This is a genomic window from Microcoleus sp. B4-C1, from assembly GCF_036705285.1.
Lineage (GTDB): Bacteria > Cyanobacteriota > Cyanobacteriia > Cyanobacteriales > Microcoleaceae > Microcoleus.
This window is the reverse complement of sequence record NZ_JAUBUC010000097.1, coordinates 1-23,871: the sequence shown is the minus strand read 5'-3', so window position 1 is coordinate 23,871 and position 23,871 is coordinate 1. Positions and strand designations below refer to the sequence as shown.

The window sequence follows — 23,871 nt, the reverse complement described above, 5'->3', positions numbered from 1 at the left end:
AAGCTAAGTGTCGGTTTTCCAAAAAAACAATACATCATATCATACTTTTGTATACTTGCAAAATCGGGATGCTCCCGGGTAGGATGATTACATTGAAGGGGATAAGACCCGTCGGGAAAGAGCAATGGAAGCGAGGAAACTTCTATGTGTATGGAGTTGTAGAGCCATCAACAGGTGAACAATATTATCAATAATTTTCTCAGCTCAATCACAACTGCTTTCAAGAGTTTTTACATGGATTTGCTGAAAAATACTCAGACTATTTCAATCTAATTATCATGGAGAATGGTAGCTTTCATAAAGCTCTCTTATTAGACTGGCATGACCATGTAATGCCAATATATTTACCTGCCTATAGTCCTGAATTGAATCCGATTGAAAGATTGTGGGAACATACAAAAAAAGACCTCAAGTGGGAAAAATATTCGAGTTTAGATAAACTCAAAGAACAGGTAGATATAATTATCAAATCTCTCACGAATGAAGAAGTTTTATCTCTCTGTGGTTGGGACTATATCCTTGAAGCTATATTAAGTGCAGGTTCATAGTGAATTGATATTAGTGAGAAAAACATTATCATTCTCGAAAAAGCTATAAAATCAGATCGGGGCAATCTGGAACGTCATCCACGAATATAACCAACAAGTCAGAAAAAAAATGGGGATTGCATAACAAGATCGATTGTTTTTCTCTGTCCTTTACAAAAAAAAATACCAAAATATGTTCGATATTGTTGCCAATATTCCAAGGCGACTAAGACCTCTTCTTCGAGAGTTAGGATGGTGCGAAGTCCTCTTCTGTCTTTATTATTTTCTACAGCAAAGTTCACCCTTGGCGTTAACTATTGCTTTGAGGGTTTGAATGTTGATACCAAATCAACGTGGAAATTGACAAGATTGCAAATTTATATAAGATTGATTTTTCGTGATTTACTTATTGTGTAATGACAACAGAACTTTCTAGCATCTTATCCTGTCTATGGCAAGACAAGAGTGAAAATAAGTTACGAGTTGGGATTCAATTAACTCAAGCAAAATGTTTCATTATATCATAAATTTATTTTACAATAGGTCTAAGCTGTTGGGCATCTAAATTGTATTTTTGGGGCGGGCTAAGAGTGCCAAACCCTACTCCCCACAAGACTTTTTTTAAATTTGACTATACAATTTAAATGCACTGGGAGCATCTCATATTTGTAAAAACACTTCTTCTGGGTCCTTCCTTCTTCCTCTTCCCTCTTCCCTCCTGCCTCAAAACTCCTGCCTCAAAACTCCAATTTCTAGCTTGCCTGCTTTCATTGAGATGCTCCCAATGCACTTCAGCTTAAGCTCAATGTAACGCAGGCACGGAACACCCTAACCAGGGTGATATGCGCCTGCGTTATCAAGAATCATCTCAATACAAATGAACCCTAACTATTCATCGGCAATCTACCAGATGCAGCCCGCTGCATGGTACTAACTCGCAGCGAGTTAGAGAATATTCCTTGACCTTGCAGTTCAGGGATAGCAGGTTTTACTTCTACTTTTACCACCCTGGCTGTGCAGATAAAAACCGTTTGATCGGCTAAATGGAAAGTCAACCAAGGTTGATTTAACAAATTCAGCAGTTCTTCTTGTAGTTCTTGTGCAGGTATCGGAATAGTGAAAGTTTCAGCCTGACCTTCCACATAATGAAATGTCACTTGAGTTGTGTTCTCTTTATCTTGAGTTAATTTGGCAAAAGAACCTGCGCGCATAAATTTTGCTCCCCAACTTTAGACTATAAAAAAATCAGAATTAAATCTAAAAAATTTGAATTCTGAATTGTTTAACTTTAACCTGTGACAGGGCTGAGGCAGAACTCAGAAGACTGAAGGCAGAATTAAATCGAGTTCAGCCTTCTAGTTTATAGCTGATTCCTGCGATCGCCTATACGTTAGCAGAAGATGTTGGCATCGCACTCATTTTCTCTAAATCTAGAACTTTTGCCAAGTCTTCTGCACTCATTAAACCCCGTTCTAGCACAATTTGCCGCAAAGATTTGCCGGTTTCTAGAGATTCTTTGGCGACGGCGGCGGCGTTGAGATAGCCGATGTGAGTGTTGAGGGCGGTAACGAGGGCGAGACTACCTTCAGCATAAGCGAGACACCGATCGCCCTTAGCTTCAATTTTGGCGAGGCATTGTGTAGTCAAAGCGCTGATGGTATTGCCCAAAATTTCGATGCTGTGAATGAGATTGTAGGCAATCAGGGGCATCATCACGTTTAATTCTAATTGTCCCGCTTGGGCTGCCAGGGCGATCGCGCTATCGTAACCCATAACTTGAAAACAAACCATCGATGTCATTTCTGCCATCACAGGATTGTATTTCCCCGGCATAATGGACGAACCAGGTTGCACAGGAGGCAGTTGAATTTCTTTCAAACCCGTTTTCGGCCCGGAGTCCATCAAACGCAAGTCGTGGGAGATTTTAACGCAATCCTGAGCGAGATTTCGCAGCGCACCGGACACATTTACAAACGGTGCCATACTCTGCATAGCGGCCATTAAATGCTTTGCTGGTTTCAGGGGTTGGTCGATTAATTCGGAGAGAATTTCAGCAACTTTTTGACAGTATTCAGGGTGAGTATTTAAGCCTGTTCCGGCCGCACTTCCCCCCAATCCCAGGGATGTCAAATCATCGGATGCCCTGTCAATTCTCAAGGTATGTTCTCTGAGAATTTGCGCCCAAGCGCCGAAGGTATCGCCGAGTCGAACCGGCACAGCATCTTGCAGGTGAGTGCGGCCGGATTTAACAATATCTTTGAATTCTTCGGCTTTGTTTTCTAGGGCGACTACGGCATCCGACAAAGCCGGAAACAGAGTTTTTTCTAATGCCAACAATCCGCCGATCCGAATCGCCGTTGGAATCACATCATTTGTCGATTGACCGTAGTTTACATGATCGTTAGGACTGACGCGCTTGTAGTTGCCTTTTTCCTCGCCCATAATTTCCAAAGCGCGGTTTGAAAGAACTTCATTAACATTCATGTGGTGAGAAGTTCCAGCCCCGGCTTGGTAGACATCAACTACAAATTGATCGCGCAATTTGCCAGCTAGGATTTCATCTGCTGCTTGGACAATTGCTTGACTGATGTCTTGGGGAATGCAGCCGAGTTCGCCATTGGCGATCGCCGTTGCTTTCTTAATTAAAACACAAGCATCAACGTATGTTGATAAAGGCTTAATGCCGCTGATCGGAAAATTTTCAATAGCTCTTAGAGTTTGGATGCCATAATAGACATTAGATGGGATTTGTTTGTCTCCCATAGAGTCGCTTTCGGTGCGGTAGCTGATGGTTGGCTGTTCGCTCATATCGCTTTGTTTGTGATGATTGGGAATTGAGATTTTTTTTAAACGCTGCTGACTGTCACTGCTGTTTTACCGCGCCTGCAGGTTCAGTAAAACACAAGTCACGATTATAAATAATTATCTCACACTCCGAGTTAAATCTCAAAGCTCAAATCTTAAATTAAGATTTTTCCCTAACTTTTTGAAGAGGAGTTGTGTAACTCCGAGTTTTTTAGTTGGCATGATTTTGTACTTTATTACATAAAATTTGCCTGTTTAACAATAAATATTCAACCATAATCCCGATATTTGTAACAAAAATTCAAATTACAAATCGGGGAAAGTTGTTATAGTTGGTAGCACAAACAATTTTGCAGCACGCGAATTGCCAAAAATTATGCCGCGTTACCAAACCCTAGATGATGTTATTACCCTCCAAGAGGCACTCGAAGGAATAATTGTTGAAGATTTAAAAAAGCTGAATGCACTGTTGTCGGGCGATCGCAAATTAACCCGCAAAGCTGACCTGGTTGCTGGGATTAAAGAGCAAATGCAGGGACAAAAACTCAAGCAAGTTTGGGCGCAATTAGACGATTTGCAAAAAGCGGCTGTAGCGGAAGTTATACATGGGTCAGGTGGTGGCTATGATGCGGATGTATTTGTGGCGAAATACGGACAACAACCAAACTGGGGAACAAGCGATCGCTATGGATACAACCGAGAACCCTCCCTACTCTCTTTGTTCTTCTACGGCACTGTGATACCCTACGATCTTGAAGGAAATTTGCTGAAGTTTGTGCCAAAACCTCAAGGAATTTCCTTAAATCTGGTTGGTGATGTACTGCCAGATAATTTTATGGTTCGTGTAGAAAAACGTAACTTTCGTACATCTCAAATAGAGGTATCCGAGTACGAACTTCCTTTGACAATTTTTGAAATGGAACGGGCAGCCCCAAAGGATTTTGAGGCAGTTTTGCGTCTGATTCAGTCGGGCAAAGTTGCCGTTAGCGAAAAAACCGCATTACCTGGTGCCGCAACTCTGAAAGCGATCGCCGCCGTATTGCAAGGGGGTGATTTTTATAACGACGAACAGCGCCAAGCTACCTTGGAAAAGGGCGATATATTCTACGAGGTTGGTAATATCAAATCCTTTGCTTGGGCCGCGATCGCCCAAGCGAGCAAATTCGCCGAACTATCGGGCAAAAAGCTAGTTTTGACCAAAGCGGGACAGAAAGCTTTGCAAGAATCACCTGCCAAAGCATTACAGACAGCATGGAAGCGCTGGTTAAAAACAAACACTTTTGATGAATTTCGCCGCATTGATGCAATTAAAGGACAAACCGGCAAGGGCGCGCGTGGCATGACAGCGGTGGCGGGGCGGAGAGAGGCGATCGCCTCAAAGCTAGCAGAATGTCCTGTCGGTAAATGGATTCTGTTTAGCGAATTTAGCAGGTATATGTTGGCAACGGGGAATCGGTTTGAAGTAACGCGCGATCCCGACAATCTCTATATTTCTGAATTTGGGTATGGTAACTTAGGATATTCTGGCAGTCACGATTGGCATATTCTGCAAGAAAGATATATGCGCTGCCTGTTGTTTGAGTATGTTGCTACCCTGGGAATAATTGATGTTGCCTATGCCGATCCGTCCCTCGTACCCAGCGATTTTGACGATCTTTGGGGAACCGACGATTTGAGATTTCTCAGCCGCTACGACGGCTTAATCTCTTTTCGCTTGACAGCTTTGGGGGCTTACTGTTTGGGATTGACTAACAATTACACCCCGCCAGCAATTGAGTTTCGTCAAACACTCCGCGTACTGCCAAATTTAGATATTGTTGTAGCAGGAGAAGGCATCGCGGCATCAGATGCGATCGTCCTCGATCTCTATGCTAAAAAAGTTTCAGATGTCGTCTGGCAACTCGATCGACAAAAGCTATTTACCGCCATTGAAGCTGGATACCCGCTAGCAGAATTTCAAGAAGTTTTAGAGACAAGAAGTATCGAACCGCTACCCGAAACCGTACAGCAATTTCTGACGGATGTTACAGAACGATCGAATAGTTTGCAAGATGCAGGAACTGTCAAGTTAATCGAATGTAAAAACGCCCATTTAGCCGTGTTGATTGCCAATGATTCCCGTACCAAAAAATTCTGTCAGCTAGCGGGCGATCGCACTTTAGCAGTTCCATTATTCCAGGAAACTAAGTTTCGCAACGCCCTGCGGCAAGTCGGCTACGTCTTACCCCAGCGGGATAAATAGTATTAGACAAAATTGCCAAAGTCAAAAAACCTCTTAAAACTCACATCTTGCACCATTGTCAGGAACAGGCAAGATGCCTGTTCCACAAGAAATTAACTCTTTGTGGAACAGGCATCTTGCCTGTTCACAAAAGGCTAATTGAGAATGGTGCAATATCTCAGTTAAAACCATCTGCGCTGATCTGCGGTTCATCTATCAATCGAAACAAGCCATGAATTATGTTCCCGAAAATGCTTTGATCGTGCAAAGCGATCGCTCAATTTTACTAGAAGTTCACGCCCCAACAGCACAACAGGCGCGAGAAGCGATCGCCCCCTTTGCCGAATTAATCAAAAGTCCCGAACACATCCACACCTATCGCATCACGCCCCTCAGCGTGTGGAATGCACGGGCGGCGGGAATGCCAGTTGAAGACGCGATCGCAGCTTTGCGGAAGTATGCCAAGTATCCCATTCCTGACTCCGTAGCGCAGGAAATTGAACTGTTGGGGGCGCGGTATGGATTAACTGTAATTGAAAGAATCGATGCGGCTAGCCCCGATTTACAACTGCGAATTGCCGATTTGCCGCTAGCGGAATTGCTGGTACGGGACGATCGGGTTAAACCAATGTTGGGCAAGCGCATCTCGGATCTTTGCTTTCAAGTCGATGCCGGGAATCGCGGCGTACTCAAGCAAGCTTTACTAGCGGTGGGCTATCCGGCAGAAGATTTGGCTGGATATGTGGAGGGTGCCGAATTAGGGATTTCTTTGCGCGATCGAACTTTAGCGGACTTGCCCTTTAAGTTGCGTGCTTATCAACACAAAGCCGCAGAAGCATTCTATCAGGATGGGGACGTAAAAGGTGGCAGTGGGACGATCGTCCTACCCTGCGGGGCTGGTAAAACCATAGTCGGGATGTTAGCCATGAGTTTGGTAAAGCAAAAGACACTCATCCTCACCAGCAGTTTGACTTCAGTGCACCAGTGGCGCAGGGAAATATTAGACAAAACAAGTTTAACTGAGGATGCGATCGCTGAGTACAGCAGTGTCACCAAACAGACGGCTGCTGTCACCCTATCGACTTACCAAATGCTAAGTTATCGATCGAATAAAGATGATGAATTCCCGCATTTCGAGTTATTTAACGCCCAATCGTGGGGACTAATTATTTATGATGAAGTCCATCTATTACCTGCACCGATATTTCGGATCACCGCTGAATTACAAGCACGGCGCAGGTTAGGTTTAACTGCGACATTGATTCGCGAAGACGGGAAAGAAGGCGATGTATTCACCTTGATTGGGCCAAAGCGCTATGACGTACCTTGGCGCGAATTGGAAGGACAGGGATTTATTGCCACTGCCAATTGTACGGAAATCCGCGTCGCCCAAAATGAGGCGGAAAAAATGGAATATGCCCTAGCGCCCCGCCGCAGCCAGTTTCGGATTGCGGCGGAAAATCCGGGTAAGTTGGATGTGGTGCAAGGTTTGTTGCAAAAGGAGGCGGGACACCGTATTTTAATTATCGGTGAGTATCTCGAACAGTTGGATGCGATCGCCAAAATTACCGAATTGCCTCTGATTACGGGGAAGACGAAACAGGCTGAGCGCGATCGGTTATACGAAGCATTCCGTCACAAAGAGATTCCCGGATTAATTCTATCTCGTGTGGGCAATTTTGCCGTCGATTTACCCGATGCCGATGTGTTGATTCAGGTATCGGGAAAGTATGGTTCTCGCCAAGAAGAAGCGCAGCGCCTCGGACGAATTCTCCGCCCCAAACCCGACGGACACAATGCCAGCTTTTATACATTAGTATCGCTACAAACTTGCGAGGAAGATTTTGCCCGACACCGCCAACTCTTCCTCACCGAACAGGGCTACAACTATCGCATAGAAGTTCAAGGCAATGGTTAGTTAGCGATCGATAAATTCTTGGTAAAACTGCTCATGCAAACCTAAGAAATTATCCATCCCCTTCTTTGTCAGATACCCGCTCTTCTTACCAGTGTGCGGGTTTTTTACGTAGCTATCAATTTCTTTTGAAACATTAGGATTCTCGCTCCACCTAATGTTGAATGCTGCATACTTTGGGAAAAAGGTCATTGCTGCATAAGCATCAATGTGGTCATGTATCCACCATGCCAATGCTGTCCAATCTTGAGTGCGTTCATAGTAAGGGATGAATGATGTAACAATAATACATACTGTTGCTCCCATATACCCCTCTGAATCTTTTACGTCCCAGATATGTTCTGCATAGTTGTCCTCATTACTGGCACAGCCGTACTGATTTTTATTCTCTGCTCCTTTGGCGTTCACCGCACAAGAACGATAGGCTGAGCGGATACTAATCCGACCAAGCGCATCTTGAATTGGTTCAAGCACTCTCTCACACAAATTCTTTCCTGCTTTGATCGCCAAGTCAGGATCGCTAGGAATGTTAGGGATACCTTCAATTTGAGAGATTTCTGAATAAAGAAACTCACGCATGAAAAAACTCTTAGAGAGTTGAACCCGTCCTAGCTCTTCCAAAGCTTTAACAGTTTGTGGCTTTCTCATAGATTGAACTCCAGCAATTAGAGGTGAATAGCTTAATGTTAAACACTGGCAGATAATTTAGAAGCATTGTTGCCGCAAAAAGCGAAGCCACCTAACTGATAATTCTACCGCATCTGCGGTACAATACATGATAAAGTCTAAAAATACCGCAACTTGCCCATGTCTGTCCACCCCTTCTTACCCCCGTCGGAATCTCCTGTTCTCGATCGAGGGCGCACCACCCGACTCAAACATCTTACTCATCGCACTTAAAAAAGCGATCTTTGATTACTTGCTACTGACTGGTTTAAGTATGTAGGGTTTGTTCTGCCCCAAAAAACAGCCCACTTTCAACGATTAAAACCAAAGAGGTGAGGAACTTCGAGCAGTTATATTGTTGAACTGGCTAGAATCAACAAATATCTCACCTTTGAGAGTCTTGATAAAACAGGTAGGTAATGCAGAAATATAACAAATCTGCAGGAAAAATCAATGAAACAAACTATTAACATCGAACGAAAACTGTTACAATATTTGCGACTTCTTCCGCCAGAAAAACAACAAGAAGTTCTCGATTTTGTGCAGTTCTTAGTACAGCGCTCGCAACAAGTAAAACTGTTACAAAATACTCCTTCTGATTTTAGTATTTCGGCAGCAGAACCAACACCTCCCAAGCGATGGTTTAGAGAATTTTTGACGAGAATATTAGAAGCTCCTAAAATATTAGAACTGTCTAGGGAGAGCGCCACCCAACAAGATTTAACCGCTGCCCAATTAACCGAGTTTTCTGTACTCGATGGCGAGGAGTATTTAATTGACCCAGCTACTACTCGCAGCCACGACGCTTTTTTGAAAGGTTACGCACCCGAAGACGAAGGACTTTATGACGACTATTGAGCCTGGTGATTTTTGGGTAGCAAATATTCCCTTTACAAGCGGCGCAGGTTCTAAAAAACGCCCCATACTTTTACTGTGGTTGGATGGCGAGGATGTGGTAGCAGCAGTCGTTACCTCTGCAAAACCCCGCAGCCAAACTGATGTATTTCTTAATGATTGGTCTGTCAGCGGTTTGCGTGTTGCTTCAACAGTGCGTTTGTCTAGATTAGATTGTTTAGAAAAGTCTTTGTTGCTAGCGAAAATCGGGCAAATTTCTCAACCGGATGCAGCAGAAGTGAAACGAGTCTGGGATTTGTACGTTAAGCCTCAATTTTAACAGATAAAGGTTCTGCGTAAGTCCCGATCAGTAAACAGGTTGGGTTGAGAAACCAGGTGGCTGCGTCAGTCCAAAAAATGCGATCGCGCACCTTACTCAAAATTTCCATCTTCTAAAGCGCCATCCGACAAAGTATATTCATCTTCAAAAACTTCTGACCAAGCAAGTGAGGTTAATTGACATTTTTTACCCATTTCATCCTGGGCATCTTTCACCGCAACTTGAAAACATTTATCCCAGATAGACTCAATAAAATCACGATTTAAACTAGGCATTTCTTCTTGACTTTCTTCAATCTCTCGCCGCGCCGAACGAATACTAATAGCCCAGCTAGCAGTTCGTTTTTCAGGTTGAGATTTCCATTTAATAATATGAAGCATTAAACGAATTAACTGGCTTTTTACTGCTCGTTTTTCGGTTCTTCCCATTGCTTCAATTAAAGATTCTAAACCTGCCGTTGCTTCCATAGATTTTCCTTCTTTGAGAAGTGTCTGGACTGTGACAGCCGTTTGATAATGAGAACACACTGCTAACCAGTCCCAATCTTGTTTAGTCAGCATTCTTATTTCCTTGAAATTGCTTATATTCCTAAATTTATCATACCGATCGCCCCTCAACTCCCCTCTCCCATCCCCCAACAGCCCAACAATACTTAATAAAAACTTTATAAAACTTACCATTTCCGCATAGATTAGAGTTATCCTAGAAAATCCAGCAATCCTGCAAAGCGTCAACCTTCTCGTCACTTATCCAGTGGTTCGATGACTCAAACCCAAAGCACTAAAACCGCCACCCCAACTGCAATTTATTCCTTGACAATTGCTCCCGCCTGTGTATTGCGAGGTCGATCGGCGATCGCACAAGCCGGAGATGCGATCGCCCGTTTCGGAAAGCGGCCGCTAATCGTCGGCGGCAGCAACTCCCTCGCCGCCGCCCAACCCTACCTGCAACCAATCCTCGAACAGCAGCAGTTAAAATCCGCCGAAACAGCCTACGGCAAGGATTGCAGCGAAACCAGCCTCGAAACCCTCCGCGCAGCAGCCCAAACCCATCAAGCCGACTTCATCATCGGTGTCGGCGGCGGCAAAGCCTTAGACGCAGCCAAACTCGTCGCTTATCAGTGCAAAATCCCGATCGTCACCATACCCACATCAGCAGCCACCTGTGCCGCTTGGACAGCCCTTTCTAACATTTATTCAGAACAAGGTGCATTCCAATACGATGTCACATTAGCCAGATGTCCCGATTTATTAATACTCGACTACGGCTTAATTCAAACCGCACCACAGCGGACATTAGTAGCAGGAATTGGAGATGCGATCGCCAAATGGTACGAAGCATCAGTCAGCAGCGGACACTCCGAACAAACCCTGATTATTTCTGCCGTTCAACAAGCTAGAATACTGCGCGATATATTATTCCAAAAATCAGCCCCCGCCCTCAAAGAACCCGGTAGCGAAACCTGGCAAGAAGTCACAGATGCAGCCGTATTGCTAGCAGGAGTAATCGGCGGAATTGGCGGCGCCCAATGCCGCACCGTCGCCGCCCACGCCGTCCACAACGGCCTAACTCATCTATTAGCAAGTCACGGCACATTGCACGGCGAAAAAGTTGCCTACGGCATTTTAGTACAACTGCGACTAGAAGAAATGCTGCAAAACAATCAACTCGCCGCTAGCGCCAGACAGCAACTGCTAAAATTCTACAGCGAGATTGGATTACCCCAAACTTTAGACAACCTCGGACTCGGAGACATTACCATAGCAGAATTGCAGCGCGCCGCCGATATCGCCTGCAATCCCAATTCCGACATCCACCGACTGCCTTTTAAAGTTGTTCCCCAACAATTAATGGCAGCGATGGTTTCTACCACCGCACCTGTGGGAGAATTAAAGATTAAGAATTAAAACAGTTTGTAGTAAGGACTAAAGTCCTGAAAAGGCTGTGCTAGCAAGGACGAAAGTCCTTACTACAAACCAGGAAAACTGACAACTGACAAAAAATAAATGACCTTGGATTGGATTACCCCTGCTGACAGGTTGCAAAAACTACCGCCCTACGTATTTGCCCGTCTCGACGAACTCAAAGCCCGCGCCCGCGAACAAGGACTCGATTTAATAGACTTAGGAATGGGAAACCCCGACGGTGCCACTCCTCAACCAGTAGTAGAAGCCGCTGTCGCAGCCATCCAAAATTCTGCAAATCACGGCTATCCACCCTTTGAAGGAACTGCCAGTTTCCGCCGTACTATTACTAAATGGTACAGCCGTCGCTACAACGTTGAACTCGATCCAGAAAGCGAAGCATTGCCTCTGTTGGGTTCTAAAGAAGGTTTAGCACATTTTGCGATCGCCTATATCAATCCAGGGGACTTAATATTAGTACCCAGTCCGGCTTATCCCGTATTATTTCGCGGCCCAATCATTGCCGGTGCAAAAGTTCACAACATCATCCTCAAACCAGAAAATGACTGGGTAATTGACTTAGCCGACATTCCCGACAGCGTAGCCGAACAAGCCAAAATACTTTATTTCAATTATCCCAGCAATCCGACTGGAGCAACTGCACCCCGCGAATTTTACAAAGATATTGTGGCTTTCGCACACAAGCATCAAATCTTGCTGGTTCACGATTTGTGTTATGCGGAATTAGCCTTTGACGGCTATCAACCGACAAGTTTATTAGAAATTCCCGGCGGTAAAGAAATCGGCGTAGAATTTCACACGATGTCCAAAACCTACAATATGGCCGGCTGGCGCGTCGGTTTTGTAGTAGGAAATAGCAAGATTATTCAAGGTTTGCGGACATTAAAAACTAACCTAGATTACGGTATATTTTCCGCCTTGCAAACAGCAGCAGAAACTGCACTGCAATTGCCCGACAGTTACTTGCACGAAGTGCAGAATCGTTACAGGACTCGCCGGGATTTCATGGTGGAAGGATTGGCAGAATTAGGGTGGAATATTCCCAAACCTCTGGCTGCAATGTATCTTTGGGTTCCCTGCACTCCGGGCATGAGTTCTACTGATTTTGCCCTCAATGTTTTGCAGCAAACGGGTGTTGTGGTGACTCCTGGTAATGCTTTTGGGCCGGGCGGCGAAGGATATGTGAGAATTAGTTTAATTGCAGATTGCGCTCGGCTGGGAGAAGCATTGCGGCGTTTGAAACAAGCAAACATTCGCTATCAATAGTCATTGGTCATTAGTCAGTTGTTAGTTGTTATTGGTTATTTGTGGGTTGTTAGTTGTTATATCATGTCCGGTCAATTAACCATGATTCCTGTAGGGGCGGGTTCACCAAGATATTGAATAGAAATGGGAAAATCTGTAAACCCGCCCCGGCCTTTAATCGCGGTCAATAGATCGGACATGATATTATAGGTTATTTGTGGGTTGTTAGTTGTTATTGGTTATTTGTTATTTGTTGGCGATCGTAACCAATTATTAACACCAAGGACTACTGACTAATGACTACTGACTAATGACTACTGACTAATGACTATAACGTTTGAATTTGCTCAATCACCCAGTCAAAAGTTTCCATAACTTGCTTCAGTGCAGATTCGTCTTGCAAAGTAAACAAAGCCAGACTCGGCGACCTTCTCTCGCCCGGTTCTGTAGGTAGCGACAGACCGATCGCACTCAGCTTACTTCTCAATTCCAGCCAATTTTGTTCCGCATTAAACGGCGGCTGAGAACCGTAATTGTTAGCAGAAATCTCCATTCTGCCAGCAATATCTACAGTGAATAACTGATAGGGCTTTCTTCCCTTTTGAGGCAATTGAGCCGCGAAACCGCCGTAGGCATCCCCCGTTCCCCAGTGGATTTGAACTTCGGGTTCTTGACTTTTTGCCCAAACGTAAATTGCTCTTGCCATTTGCGCCTCGTCCGCGCCTCGTCTAGCTTTGATTTCCGCAAAAAATGAAGATTCATCCCAGCGCCTTCTTTCGCGCGTTGCGCTGGATTTTTTCTGCTGTGCTTCCGCTGTCTGACCGATCACTCTGGGAACCAGCGTTTTCAAACCGTCTTCGCTTACATACTGCTTAATTTCCAGGGCCAAAACTTCAACCGGGTCCATTTGTTCGTTGAGAAATTCCACAACTCGGCGCATTTCAGCGGAAATCTCGTCAGCTACAAACACTAAGCGAACTTTACCCGCTTGCAAATTAGTTTTAACCTTCTGCCAAAATCTTTCTTCATTAGCATTTGCGCCGAGAAACTCTTCAAAAATTTGTTCAGGATCGCGACCCCGATCGCGACAATTAGCTTCAAACAGAGAAATAATTGAATCGATCGGCCAGTAAACCAACGCATTAGCAGCATAGTCGATCGACTGACCCAAAACTTTTTGCCGCAGTTCGGCATTAGGAGTTCGCCGGACATCCACCAAAGTAGGAACTGCATTTTGGTCGAGAAACAAATGATCCAGCGACCACTGCACCGCTGTTTCCTCATCGCTGGGTGCAGCTTCCCGCGAAATTAACAGCCACCTCCGCGCCGTCACCCGATCGATTTGGTCTCCCGCGATCAAATTAGGATAAGTTACTAGCAAGTCTTGTAACTGGTCTTCCGAGTCGTAGGGCTGTTCCATCATTTCTACCAGCCTGTCGTCGTCCTGAATCAGATAAATACCTCCAGCCATGCCAGCCCACCTACTTAATTTTAGATTTGAGATTTGAGATTTGAGATTTCCGGCTTAGTTATTAGTCTTTAGTCTTCATTCCGCAGCCAATGATATCATGTCCGATCGATTAACCATAATATCCCCGTCGGGGCTGGTTTGTGAGAGAGGGTAAACGCATCTTAACTTTTACCCAAAATATGATACAATTAAATCCGACTAATTTTTCATGTAGTTGATTGTAGTTTATTGATGCTATCAATGGCAAGAGGTTTTAGTAAAGCTGTAACTTCCCAACAAAAATAAACAGATTCATTAACACCTTCAATGAATCTTTTAAATACCCTTTTTTTAGAGCATTTTCCCAACTATAAAAATTCAAGAATAGAAAGAAGTAAAGAACACTTACTTAAAGATATTAGATCGACGATGGCGATTCTAGCTGTCCAGACGCGGTGCAGACGGATGGGTGGCAATAGAAGCCTAGGTAATGCCAAATATCAATGCTTAAAAAGCTTTCTATAATTACCGAATAGCCTACCATCTCATGACACATTTAGTCGGCTATTTTCCAGAAGTGAACCACAATAGTTTCAAGAATGTTTTTTGACTTGGGTAAATGCCATAGTCTGGGAATTAGAACTAAACGTGATTGCCATTGATGGCGAAACAATGAAACAATCTTATGACCCAAATGACCAGCAAAAAGCGATATATATAGTTACAACCTAGTCTTCATCTCATCAATTGGTTTTAGGAAAAAAAAGGATAAAAAATCTAATGGACTGACCAAGAATTTCTTGATGGTACCCGCCACGTGATTTATCCGTGGTATCAATCCAAAATCGAAAATCGAAAATCCTCAAGCCCCCGAATTTATCCGTGGGGTAAATCGAAAATCGAAAATCGAAAATCTAATGACAGCGATTCCGGAATTAATAAAAATGTTATAAATTGCCGGAAGTGTAATAACTATAGATGATCGGCTGTTATCAAAAAAATATAATATCTCGGATTTTTAAGAAAAAAGAAGATTATATTTTAGCTTTCAAAGGGAATCAACAACTTCTATACAAAGCCGTGAAAGAGTGGTTTGAAGTAGCTCAAGAAGCAGATTGTTTAGGAAAAAAGTATGATTATTATGAACATGAACAAGTAGAAGCAGGACATCATCGAATGGAAAAAAGACAAGTCTGGACTGTGGATGTATCCGAGTTAGCACCTCTGTATAATCAAGCATTATGGACGGGCTTAAAAACAGTTGTCATGATAGTTAGTGAACAAAGATTGTAGAATAAAACCACCACAGAAGCTCGTTTTTATTTGAGTAGTTTAAGCAGTAATGCTGAGACAATTGCTGGGGCGAGCCGCAGTCACTGGGGCATTAAAAATAGCTTATATTGGACGCTTGATGTTACATTTTGTAAATATAAAAGCGGGATTCGGAAACAGAACTCTCCCGTAAATTTTGCACTTCAATCGGAGGCTAGCCATAAATATAGTGCAACAATAAAAAACTTCTAAACAAAGTCTAAAAATGAAACGCTATCGAGCGGGAATGGATAATTACAGCATATTCCATGTATATGTAGTACACACAATCTTGTAGTAAGTAAGGTGCGTCGCCACCCATCAATCTGCAAGTTCTATTTAAAAGGTCGCAGATCCGCACCCTACATATTAAAATCACACAACATAAATATAGTGGCTACTGTACTTCATCAACCACCGAATATGCTGTATTGATTTCAAATTTTAAACTTGGCCAGCTAACGCTCAAAATATAACACCCATCTCTTGTGAAATTTATCCGGATTTAAAAAAAATATAAATTCTTAAAGTTTTGATTGAATCTGCTTAACTGGGCTTAAAATTAATAATTTTCAGAATGTTTTTTATTTATTTAGTAATGCACAAACTCACTTTTTTGTCAAATTAATTTAGATGCGTTTACCAGGCTCTAAGTATAATCTTTATTAGAATTTCTGTAATATCTAAACTTATTAACTCACAAAAATACCTGTAAGTGAATATATAATTGCTTTCCCACCGCCTAATTTTTAGATTTTATAGTTGATTTTTATAAAAACTATTAACCTTTTTAAATAAAAGGTTCTGTAGAGCCGGAATTAACAACCGAATCAAGTTGATTAAGCGGCAAGCTTATGGATTTGTCAACTTTGATAACTTTCGGGCGAGGCTATTAGCTTGCTTTTCTGATTAATTTTGCTTATCATCTTGACTCCAGAAGAACCGAATAAGCTAGAGGCAGTTTAACACCGAAAAGCGTAGCTCCATAGAAGTTACAATATAAAGATATTGTGAACTTACCTTGAGTGTCGCTAAAATATTAAAATAACAGCTCGCGAGTGGAATTTAAGAGGTAAGACTTGAAACAAGTTGGATTAGTGGCGATCGGACGCAATGAAGGGCCGCGCCTGCGCCAGTGCCTAGTATCGGCCACAGACAAAGTTGCCCGCGTCGTGTATGTCGATTCCGGATCAACAGACGGTAGCCTAGAGTTAGCCCGATCGATCGGAGCCGATACAGTAGAACTAAACTTATCTATACCGTTTACTGCAGCACGCGCCAGAAACGAAGGCTTTGCTCGCTTGCTGAAACTATCACCAGACATCGAATTTGTCCAATTTGTAGACGGCGACTGCGAATTGGTTGACGGATGGATCGAACTCGCCCAGCAAGAACTCACAGCCAAACCCGACGTAGCTGTAGTGTGCGGGCGCCGGCGCGAAAGATTTCCCAACGCCACAGCATACAACCGACTCTGCGACATCGAGTGGGACACGCCTGTCGGCGAAGCCAAAGCCTGCGGCGGCGACTCGATGATGCGCGTCGCGGCGTTCGAGCAAGTCGGCGGTTTCAACCCTGCACTCATTGCTGGCGAAGAACCGGAACTCTGCGTGCGGCTGCGTCAAAACGGCTGGAAAATCGAGCGATTAGATGCAGAAATGACCCTGCACGACGCCCAAATGACAAGTTTTACCCAGTGGTGGAAACGTTCTCAAAGAGCCGGTCACGCCTACGCCGAGGGTTCCTGGCTGCACGGAAACACCCCCGATCGCCACTGGGTCAAAGAGACCACCAGCATCTGGTTCTGGGGATTCGTTCTGCCTGTGCTAGCATTGGGCACAGCCTGGTTCACCCACGGGTGGAGCCTGTGGTTGCTCGCCGCCTACCCGATACTTACCTACCGAATTTACCGCCGGATGTTGCAGCGGAATTTGCCAGCCAAGGATTCTGGTCTTTATGCTATATCTTGTGCGATCGGGAGATTTCCCCAATTGCAAGGTCAGATTCAGTTTCATCAGCGTCGCTTGCTGGGACAGCGCAGCAACTTGATCGAATACAAGAGATCAAGCCCATCAATGGAGCAAGTTAGAATTAGTGCTAAGTCTACTAAGTAGGTTAGCCACCATCAACTTAACAGGTTTTTTCTGGAACGTACTTCTCCCCTGTAATCCCGAGTCCTGTGTAGAGGCGGGTTTTCTCCCCAACCTCTACACCCGACACCGGAACCTCAAAAAACCTGCAACCGAGCGAGTAATTTCTTCAAAACTCAACTGACAAAGATCGATTTATAAACAAAGGTATCCAACCAATGAACAACCAAAAATTGTAATTGCTCAACTAGGGGAAAAAAGGGAGCCATCAGTAGAGAGAGCTTGTTGAATGGATTGATAAGCAGTTAAACCCGGGCGCTTGCCACTATTAACAACTGAACGAACGGCAGCAAACAAATCTCGCCCCCATTCCGAACGGAAGCCATTAGTCACACGGCGAAATATCACGCTCATCCGAATCGCCTGTTCACTACGATTATTCGTGGGTGGAATTGTCGCATTTTCCAGAAATAGAAATAAATTGTCAATCAGCCCACCGTAACGTTTTCGTAACCGTATACCATCCGGATGCTGTGGTGCTAAATCCAAAATTTTGGTTAATCTTTCCTGTAAATTTATTCGATATCGATTGAGTCTAGTATCATCGATATTCTCCCGTTGCCGATGGATAATAAAAGCCCTTAATAATAACCTCTTCATCGCTGGGGCAAAAATTCTGGCAAGAGCATCAATCGCATATTGGCAATCCCGCAGTTGATGTGCACTCACACACTTGCCATTGTGGTGCTGGGTGATTTTTTTGAGCGCGGGAGAAATCTGACACCCAGATATCGGGACGATGTTCTGCGAGAACTTCGTTAGGATTGATATCAAATCCGGTAGCATCGGAATTATTCATCTCTGTATTCTCTCCCTCTGCGTTCTGGAGCGCCCTCTGCGGTTAAATCATTCCGATGCAACCGGAAACGATATGAGAATTAAATAACTTAGAATGCGTGATGGTTCTTGTGGGATGGGCGTCCTGCCCGTCCAGAAAGGGCGGGCGGGACGCCCAACCCACTTTCAAGAGTGTAAATTATTTAATTCGCGATCCTAAGTTATTTATTTTCTATTGCTCAGCGGAAATCTCGTCAGCTACAAACACTAAGCGAACTTTACCCGCTTGCAAATGAGTTTTAACCTTTTGCCAAAACCTTTCTTCATTAGTATTTGCACCAAGAAACTCTTCAAAAATCTGTTCTGGATCGCGACAATTAGCTTCAAACAGAGCAATAATTGAATCGATCGGCCAGTAAACCAACGCATTAGCAGCATAGTCGATCGACTGACCCAAAACTTTTTGCCGCAGTTCGGCATTAGGAGTTCGCCGGACATCCACCAAAGTAGGAACTGCATTTTGGTCGAGAAACAAATGATCTAGCGACCACTGCACCGCTGTTTCCTCATCGCTGGGTGCAGCTTCCCGCGAGCGAAATTAACAGCCACCTGCGCGGTGTCGCCCGATCGATTTGGTCTCCCGCGATCAAATTAGGATAAGTTACTAGCAAGTCTTGTAACTGGTCTTCCGAGTCGTAGGGCTGTTCCATCATTTCTACCAGCCTGTCGTCGTCCTGAATCAGATAAATACCTCCAGCCATGCCAGCCCACCTACTCAATTTTAGATTTTAGATTTGAGATTTGAGATTTTAGGCTTAGTTATTAGTCTTCATTCTTCAGTCGGCCGCCAATGATATCATGTCCGATCAATTAACCATAATATCCCCGTCGGGGCGGGTTTTGGAGATTGTCAATTATTGGCAGGTATTGTTAGCTCACGGGCTCCTACAAAAATCGCGCTCGCTCGACCGGACCTGATAGGATTTGTGAAGGCGAAATGCATTGGTCAGAATTCAATAAAAATTTTGAATTCAATAATTTTTATTGTTTGTTAATTCAATAAAAAATTCCTTCTGACCAGTGATATCATGTCCGATCGAGTGACCGCGATTAAAGCGATTAAAGGGGCGGGTTTTTGAGATTGTCAATTATTGGGAGATATTTTTCGTTAACCCGCCCCTACCGTATTAGGGGTAATCGACCGGACATAATATGACTAATAACTGATGACTGATGACTAATGACTAATACAACCAGTAAATACTCGCTGTGCCGGCCCGGTCATGTAAATCCGCCCAGAAACTTCTGCCCATTCGATTTCCAAAACGCCGCCGGGGAGTTCAACCGCAGTTGCTCGATCGCACTTTCCTACCAACACCCCAGCTACCACAGCAGCACAAGCACCAGTCCCACAAGCTAGAGTAACACCCGCGCCTCTTTCCCACACCCGCATTTTTACATAGTCTGAACGTACCACTTGAATAAATTCCGTATTGGTACGCTGCGGGAATGCTTTGTTGTGCTCGAATTGAGGCCCGACAGTTTCTAAAGCAACAGCAGCAACATCCTCTACAAATGTAATGCAGTGAGGATTGCCCATGCTGACGCAGGTAACAGACCAAGATTTATCAGCAACTTCGATCGGCACATCAATAACTTTCGCATCCGCTGCAGCCAAAGTTGTCGGAATTTCCGCAGCCAGCAGCCGGGGAACCCCCATATCCACCTTCACCTGACCGTCCGATCGCAATTCCGGGCTAATCACACCAGCCAGAGTGTGGATGCGGTACTGAGTTTTCGCCTCTGACCCGTCCAAATCCGCGATAAACTTAGCCAAACAGCGAATCCCGTTGCCGCACATTTCTGGTTCCGAACCGTCGGAGTTAAAAATCCGCATCGTATAGTCAGTGTCATTTTGACCCGGAAGAGCAAATATCACACCGTCTGCACCAATCCCGAAATGTCGATCGCACAAATCCACAGCTTGTTCTGGCGCGATCACCGGTTCTGACGAGTGGCGGTTGTCAATCAGAATAAAATCATTTCCCAGTCCGTGATACTTCGCAAACTCGATCGGCATAAAAACAAACCTCTTTTGGTTAAAACTGATTAGATAATTTGACGCTCAAATTACCCATTTCCCAGTATTATAAAACTTTATGCAATTTATAGTCTTTTCTAGTGAAATATAAACAAATATAATATTTATAACTTCACAGGGATATCTAATTAATGCTGATGTCAATGGCTCAATGAATATCGGTCGAAAACTAGCCACCAACTGGTTTCTCTCTCATCGGGTAGACACCCTTGTAGTTGCGGCAGTAAGGGTTAAACGGTATAAACAGAAGAATATGGTTTAAGGTAATATTTGACTATAATTTTCTGAACTATGTCTGAATTTGAAACCGGATTGCCCAGCGTTCGCTTAATACAAAGCTACATCAAAGACAAAAAACAGGTGGAGATCAAACTCCTGACCGGCGACTTAGTAGCTGGCAGAATTTTTTGGCAGGATAATAGCTGCATTTGCCTCCTCGATCCATCAGAAACACAAATTCTGATCTCGCGACCAGCAATTGCTTATCTCAAACCCAACGGCTGAGGAGAGGGGCATGGGGCATGGGGCATGGGGCATGGGGCATTGTTGAGAGTTGACTGTTGACTGTTGACTGTTGGCTAGAAAGCTCACCACAGTCAACTGCCAACTCTCAACTGTCAACCGCCAACTGCCAACTGCCAACTGACTAATCGCTAAACAGCTTTTCGATGACTTGGGCATTGACCAAAGGCAGCTTTAAAGCAGGTTGTGGCACCCGCGGTGAGGCCGTCCGCTGCATCAAGCCGAGCTCGTAGAAGCCGCCGCACAGCAGCAAACGATCGCCTTCTTGCAAATTGCTAGTTCCGTCGGGCCAGCGAGTAAATTTCCCTTCCCGGCGGATCGCCCGCACCTGCACCCCGTACTGCGTCAGCACATCTACCTCTGAAAGTTTTTGGCCCGCCCAAGGGCTGTTTGCTGGCAGTCTCAGCCACTGGCAAGAACTGTCCCCCTGCGGGACTGCAACTTCCCCCTTCGCCAGCAACTCAAAACTGATGAGTTCTTCTGGTTCTCCCACTACAAAAAGTCGATCGCCCGACTGCAAAGCTGTCTTCCCGTTGGGATAATCAATTTCCTCGCCATTCTCGCGGACGATCGCCATCACGCTGACCCCTGTCAACTGCCGCAAGTTAGTTTCTTCCAGAGTCATGCTGGCGATGGGAGAACCCGACGGCAAGTTGTACCACTCGCTGTTCATATCTCGAACCGCCACTTTCAAATCCCGCGAAACCGCCAAAGGTTCGCGCGGTGGCCGCAATTCCAGATAGCGGCTGCTGCGAATTTGCTGCACATCTCGCCCGATCGCCATTGCCGAAAGTCCCATGCCAGCCAGCAAGTGGGAAGACAGTTCTAAACTGGCCTCAAACTCCGGCTGCACAACTTCCCAGGCCCCCAATTGATAAAGCAATTCGATGTCTTTATCTTGGTTCGCGCACACCACAATATCCAAATCCGGGACTAATTCTAAAGCCCGCTTCAGACACAAGCGAGTGCTCATGGGATCGGGAAGGGCGATCGCCATTGCTTTTGCCCGTTCCACCCGCGCGGCTTCCAATACGTGCAAGCTGGCAGCATTCCCGTAAATGTAAGGAATTCCTTGCATTCTGCAATCTTGAATTCTACTTTCTGACTCATCGATCACCACAACAGAACAGTTGCGGCTTTGCAGCATTTTGACTAAAATTCTGCCGACTCGCCCGTAGCCACAAACCACAACATAATTTTGTTCCGGCAAAGTTTCAGCTATTGCCACAGGTTGAGATGTTTCGTCAAAATAGCGCTGCAAAGGCCCGAAATTTTCCGCCCATTTCAATAACTGGGGCACGCTTCTCAACACAAACGGAGTCAGCACCAGGGTGACTGCTGTCGTGCCTAAAATTAACAGGTAAACGTTCCGCGAAACCAGCCCCATAGCTTGGCCGGCACTAGCGAGTACAAAGGAGAATTCTCCTATTTGAGCTAAGCCCAAACCTGCGATTAATGCTGTTTTTAGCGGATAGCCAAATAGTCGGACGATCGGCGTTATAATCAAGAATTTGCCGACAAATACTATAAATACCAGTCCCAGAATTACTTCTAGATGGTTCCACAGAAACATCGGGTCAATTAACATTCCGATGGTGACAAAAAATAAGGATGCAAAAATATCTCGCAAAGGCTCGACGTAAGTTAGAGTTTGGTCGGCATATTCCACCTCCGAAATCATTAAACCCGCCACAAATGCGCCCATCTCGATCGAAAAACCCAAATATTCTGTCAGCAGCGCAATCCCTAAAGCTAAAACCACAACTCCCAGCAAAAACAGTTCCCGGCTTTCTGTTTTCGCTAGGTATCGCAGCAACTGCGGTACCATCCAAATGCCCGCGACTACAGCACCGATCGCAAATAACCCGATCCGCAGCAGGGCCCACGCTACCGTCATGCCGATCTCTTCTGCTGGCTGATTGAGAGCCGGCAAAACTGCTAACATTAGCCCCAAAGCCAAATCTTGAACTACTAATATTCCCAGCATGACTTGACCGTGGGAAGTACCGGATTCATTGCGTTCCATCAAGCACTTGAGTACAACTGCGGTCGAGGAAAGCGACAGAATTGCCCCTAAAAACACGCCTTGAGCAGGCGATTCTACCCAGCCTACAGCTAAGGAAATTGCAGTAGTAATGGCGATCGTCAGCACAATTTGCAAGCTCCCTCCGCCCAAACTAATGGCTTTTACTTTCTGGAGTTCCGCGAAAGAAAATTCCACTCCCAAGGCAAATAACAGAAAAGCAACCCCGAATTCAGCCAGGGTGTCTACCTGAATTAATTCTTTAATCAGTCCCAAACCGGCCGGCCCAACTACGATCCCTCCCAGGAGATAGCCGAGAATTACCGGCTGTCGCAATAGCGATGCAAAGAGTCCTCCTGCTGCGGCAGCAGCGAGAACTAGAACTAAGTCAACGATCAGTCGGAAGTCTTCTTGCACAAGTTTATGAAAAAAGTATAAAGTTATATTATAGTGTCTAATGTGTTGACTATGTTTAGTGGGTTGACAGTAGTTGAGGAACAAGCACAACGGCCACCCTCGACTAAGGTATTTTTTCATTGCACAGAGTTCAACTCCTCACAAAAAGCTTAACCTCTGGCAAGTTGATCGAGGGATTGCGGCGGTATTAGTGGTAATGTTTCACCTTAACGAGATGAGCGCCGAGAGATTAAATCAAGTTACTTTTTTTAATTTATTTCAGGCTGGGTGGATCGGTGTTGATTACTTTTTTGTATTGAGCGGTTTTCTCATGGTGTAGGTTCACCGATCGGCGAATGGTAAAAAGGATTAGTTAAAATCGTTTTTATTTATGCAAGCCCTGCTTGCAGATTTACCAGATATACTGGATAATGACTCAGGCACTTTGGTGTTTTTTTATAGTAATCCCCGGTTTTGCTAACAATAAAGATTTAGGTTTTAGACAAGTAATTTGGTCGTTAATCTTGATACCTCAAAATGACTTGTCCATTCGGGATGTAGGTTGGACAAAGCTACCGTCGCACCTGTAAGGAATGAGAATTAAATAACTTCCACAAGTTTGTGGGATGGGCGTCCCGCCCGTCCTTTTTGGACGGGCGGGAC

General features: G+C 44.7%; 18 protein-coding genes and 3 pseudogenes. 11 read left to right on the top strand and 10 right to left on the bottom strand.

Translation table 11 applies throughout. The features are described from left to right. Positions 1-215: 215 nt before the first annotated feature. Positions 216-548: pseudogene (locus QUB26_RS26840) on the top strand (transposase); the annotation flags it as partial. 863 nt (positions 549-1,411) lie between these two features. On the opposite strand, the gene QUB26_RS26835 reads toward QUB26_RS26840, so the two are convergent. Together QUB26_RS26835 and QUB26_RS26830 are read right to left on the bottom strand one after the other, a co-directional pair. After that, positions 1,412-1,738, bottom strand: a complete 327-nt coding sequence (locus QUB26_RS26835) for a hypothetical protein (RefSeq protein ID WP_333057269.1) — start codon at positions 1,736-1,738, stop codon at positions 1,412-1,414. Positions 1,739-1,910: 172 nt separating this feature from the next. Then, entirely contained in the window at positions 1,911-3,335 is a 1,425-nt protein-coding gene (locus QUB26_RS26830) for an aspartate ammonia-lyase (protein ID WP_333236484.1), read from the bottom strand. A gap of 373 nt (positions 3,336-3,708) precedes the next feature. On the opposite strand from QUB26_RS26830, the gene QUB26_RS26825 reads away from it, so the two are divergent. Together QUB26_RS26825 and QUB26_RS26820 are read left to right on the top strand one after the other, a co-directional pair. Further along, positions 3,709-5,574 carry a hypothetical protein gene (locus QUB26_RS26825; protein ID WP_333236486.1) on the top strand — a complete coding sequence of 622 codons (1,866 nt, stop codon included), beginning with the start codon at positions 3,709-3,711 and terminating at the stop codon, positions 5,572-5,574. Positions 5,575-5,785: 211 nt separating this feature from the next. Continuing rightward, positions 5,786-7,471: a DNA repair helicase XPB gene (locus QUB26_RS26820; RefSeq protein ID WP_333236488.1), complete on the top strand. Its 1,686-nt coding sequence runs from the start codon at positions 5,786-5,788 to the stop codon at positions 7,469-7,471. Here QUB26_RS26820 and QUB26_RS26815 read toward each other — a convergent pair whose 3' ends face one another. Further along, entirely contained in the window at positions 7,472-8,116 is a 645-nt protein-coding gene (locus QUB26_RS26815) for a peptidase M15 (RefSeq protein ID WP_333236490.1), read from the bottom strand. Between the two features lie 471 nt (positions 8,117-8,587). On the opposite strand from QUB26_RS26815, the gene QUB26_RS26810 reads away from it, so the two are divergent. Continuing rightward, entirely contained in the window at positions 8,588-8,992 is a 405-nt protein-coding gene (locus QUB26_RS26810; RefSeq protein WP_333236492.1) for a DUF2281 domain-containing protein, read from the top strand. Then, positions 8,979-9,308, top strand: a complete 330-nt coding sequence (locus QUB26_RS26805; RefSeq protein WP_333236494.1) for a type II toxin-antitoxin system PemK/MazF family toxin — start codon at positions 8,979-8,981, stop codon at positions 9,306-9,308. Before QUB26_RS26810 ends, QUB26_RS26805 begins: the two co-directional genes overlap by 14 nt. A gap of 92 nt (positions 9,309-9,400) precedes the next feature. On the opposite strand, the gene QUB26_RS26800 is transcribed toward QUB26_RS26805, so the two are convergent. Then, positions 9,401-9,868, bottom strand: a complete 468-nt coding sequence (locus QUB26_RS26800) for a DUF29 domain-containing protein (RefSeq protein ID WP_333236497.1) — start codon at positions 9,866-9,868, stop codon at positions 9,401-9,403. A 201-nt stretch (positions 9,869-10,069) separates the two neighbouring features. Here QUB26_RS26800 and QUB26_RS26795 point away from each other — a divergent pair, with 201 nt between their 5' ends. Together QUB26_RS26795 and QUB26_RS26790 are read left to right on the top strand one after the other, a co-directional pair. After that, a complete protein-coding gene (locus tag QUB26_RS26795) occupies positions 10,070-11,215 on the top strand; it encodes an iron-containing alcohol dehydrogenase family protein (RefSeq protein WP_333236500.1) in 1,146 nt (381 codons plus the stop codon). A gap of 99 nt (positions 11,216-11,314) precedes the next feature. Then, positions 11,315-12,499, top strand: coding sequence for an aspartate aminotransferase (locus QUB26_RS26790; RefSeq protein ID WP_333236502.1), 1,185 nt, complete (start codon positions 11,315-11,317; stop codon positions 12,497-12,499). Positions 12,500-12,806: 307 nt separating this feature from the next. Here the strand turns inward: QUB26_RS26790 and QUB26_RS26785 are convergent, their stop codons facing one another. Continuing rightward, positions 12,807-13,949 carry a hypothetical protein gene (locus QUB26_RS26785; protein ID WP_333236504.1) on the bottom strand — a complete coding sequence of 381 codons (1,143 nt, stop codon included), beginning with the start codon at positions 13,947-13,949 and terminating at the stop codon, positions 12,807-12,809. A gap of 957 nt (positions 13,950-14,906) precedes the next feature. Here QUB26_RS26785 and QUB26_RS26780 point away from each other — a divergent pair. The 3 genes and pseudogenes from QUB26_RS26780 (at position 14,907) to QUB26_RS26770 (ending at position 17,353) form a co-directional block, all read left to right on the top strand. Beyond that, positions 14,907-15,221 carry an ISAs1 family transposase gene (locus QUB26_RS26780; protein WP_333236507.1) on the top strand — a complete coding sequence of 105 codons (315 nt, stop codon included), beginning with the start codon at positions 14,907-14,909 and terminating at the stop codon, positions 15,219-15,221. Between the two features lie 832 nt (positions 15,222-16,053). Then, positions 16,054-16,152: pseudogene (locus QUB26_RS26775) on the top strand (transposase); the annotation flags it as partial. 166 nt (positions 16,153-16,318) lie between these two features. Next, on the top strand, positions 16,319-17,353 hold the full coding sequence (locus QUB26_RS26770; protein ID WP_333236509.1) for a glycosyltransferase family 2 protein: 1,035 nt from the start codon (positions 16,319-16,321) through the stop codon (positions 17,351-17,353). Between the two features lie 219 nt (positions 17,354-17,572). Here QUB26_RS26770 and QUB26_RS26765 read toward each other — a convergent pair whose 3' ends face one another. From QUB26_RS26765 to dapF, 4 genes and pseudogenes are all read right to left on the bottom strand, one after another. Next, positions 17,573-18,058: an IS66 family transposase gene (locus tag QUB26_RS26765; RefSeq protein WP_333320399.1), complete on the bottom strand. Its 486-nt coding sequence runs from the start codon at positions 18,056-18,058 to the stop codon at positions 17,573-17,575. Then, the gene (locus QUB26_RS26760) at positions 18,018-18,188 is read right to left on the bottom strand and encodes a hypothetical protein (RefSeq protein WP_333320397.1); all 171 of its coding nucleotides are present in this window, start codon (positions 18,186-18,188) and stop codon (positions 18,018-18,020) included. Before QUB26_RS26760 ends, QUB26_RS26765 begins: the two co-directional genes overlap by 41 nt. Before the next feature lie 216 nt (positions 18,189-18,404). After that, positions 18,405-18,927 (bottom strand): annotated as a pseudogene (locus tag QUB26_RS26755) (hypothetical protein); the annotation flags it as partial. A 476-nt stretch (positions 18,928-19,403) separates the two neighbouring features. Continuing rightward, complete coding sequence (gene dapF / locus QUB26_RS26750; RefSeq protein WP_333236513.1) at positions 19,404-20,246, bottom strand: diaminopimelate epimerase; 843 nt, start codon at positions 20,244-20,246, stop codon at positions 19,404-19,406. 312 nt (positions 20,247-20,558) lie between these two features. Here dapF and QUB26_RS26745 point away from each other — a divergent pair, with 312 nt between their 5' ends. Continuing rightward, a complete protein-coding gene (locus QUB26_RS26745) occupies positions 20,559-20,771 on the top strand; it encodes an Hfq-related RNA-binding protein (protein WP_333150164.1) in 213 nt (70 codons plus the stop codon). A 142-nt stretch (positions 20,772-20,913) separates the two neighbouring features. Here QUB26_RS26745 and QUB26_RS26740 read toward each other — a convergent pair whose 3' ends face one another. After that, positions 20,914-23,229: a cation:proton antiporter domain-containing protein gene (locus tag QUB26_RS26740; RefSeq protein ID WP_333320395.1), complete on the bottom strand. Its 2,316-nt coding sequence runs from the start codon at positions 23,227-23,229 to the stop codon at positions 20,914-20,916. Positions 23,230-23,871: the final 642 nt, after the last annotated feature.

Excerpts from the sequence above, each read along its gene's own strand:
- QUB26_RS26745 (WP_333150164.1), top strand. The coding sequence starts at position 20,559 with ATGTCTGAATTTGAAACCGGATTGCCCAGCGTTCGCTTAATACAAAGC.
- dapF (WP_333236513.1), bottom strand. The coding sequence starts at position 20,246 with ATGCCGATCGAGTTTGCGAAGTATCACGGACTGGGAAATGATTTTATT.
- QUB26_RS26800 (WP_333236497.1), bottom strand. The coding sequence starts at position 9,868 with ATGCTGACTAAACAAGATTGGGACTGGTTAGCAGTGTGTTCTCATTAT.
- QUB26_RS26820 (WP_333236488.1), top strand. The coding sequence starts at position 5,786 with ATGAATTATGTTCCCGAAAATGCTTTGATCGTGCAAAGCGATCGCTCA.
- QUB26_RS26795 (WP_333236500.1), top strand. The coding sequence starts at position 10,070 with ATGACTCAAACCCAAAGCACTAAAACCGCCACCCCAACTGCAATTTAT.
- QUB26_RS26815 (WP_333236490.1), bottom strand. The coding sequence starts at position 8,116 with ATGAGAAAGCCACAAACTGTTAAAGCTTTGGAAGAGCTAGGACGGGTT.
- QUB26_RS26810 (WP_333236492.1), top strand. The coding sequence starts at position 8,588 with ATGAAACAAACTATTAACATCGAACGAAAACTGTTACAATATTTGCGA.
- QUB26_RS26835 (WP_333057269.1), bottom strand. The coding sequence starts at position 1,738 with ATGCGCGCAGGTTCTTTTGCCAAATTAACTCAAGATAAAGAGAACACA.
- QUB26_RS26760 (WP_333320397.1), bottom strand. The coding sequence starts at position 18,188 with ATGAATAATTCCGATGCTACCGGATTTGATATCAATCCTAACGAAGTT.
- QUB26_RS26830 (WP_333236484.1), bottom strand. The coding sequence starts at position 3,335 with ATGAGCGAACAGCCAACCATCAGCTACCGCACCGAAAGCGACTCTATG.
- QUB26_RS26825 (WP_333236486.1), top strand. The coding sequence starts at position 3,709 with ATGCCGCGTTACCAAACCCTAGATGATGTTATTACCCTCCAAGAGGCA.
- QUB26_RS26805 (WP_333236494.1), top strand. The coding sequence starts at position 8,979 with ATGACGACTATTGAGCCTGGTGATTTTTGGGTAGCAAATATTCCCTTT.
- QUB26_RS26785 (WP_333236504.1), bottom strand. The coding sequence starts at position 13,949 with ATGGCTGGAGGTATTTATCTGATTCAGGACGACGACAGGCTGGTAGAA.
- QUB26_RS26790 (WP_333236502.1), top strand. The coding sequence starts at position 11,315 with ATGACCTTGGATTGGATTACCCCTGCTGACAGGTTGCAAAAACTACCG.
- QUB26_RS26780 (WP_333236507.1), top strand. The coding sequence starts at position 14,907 with ATGATCGGCTGTTATCAAAAAAATATAATATCTCGGATTTTTAAGAAA.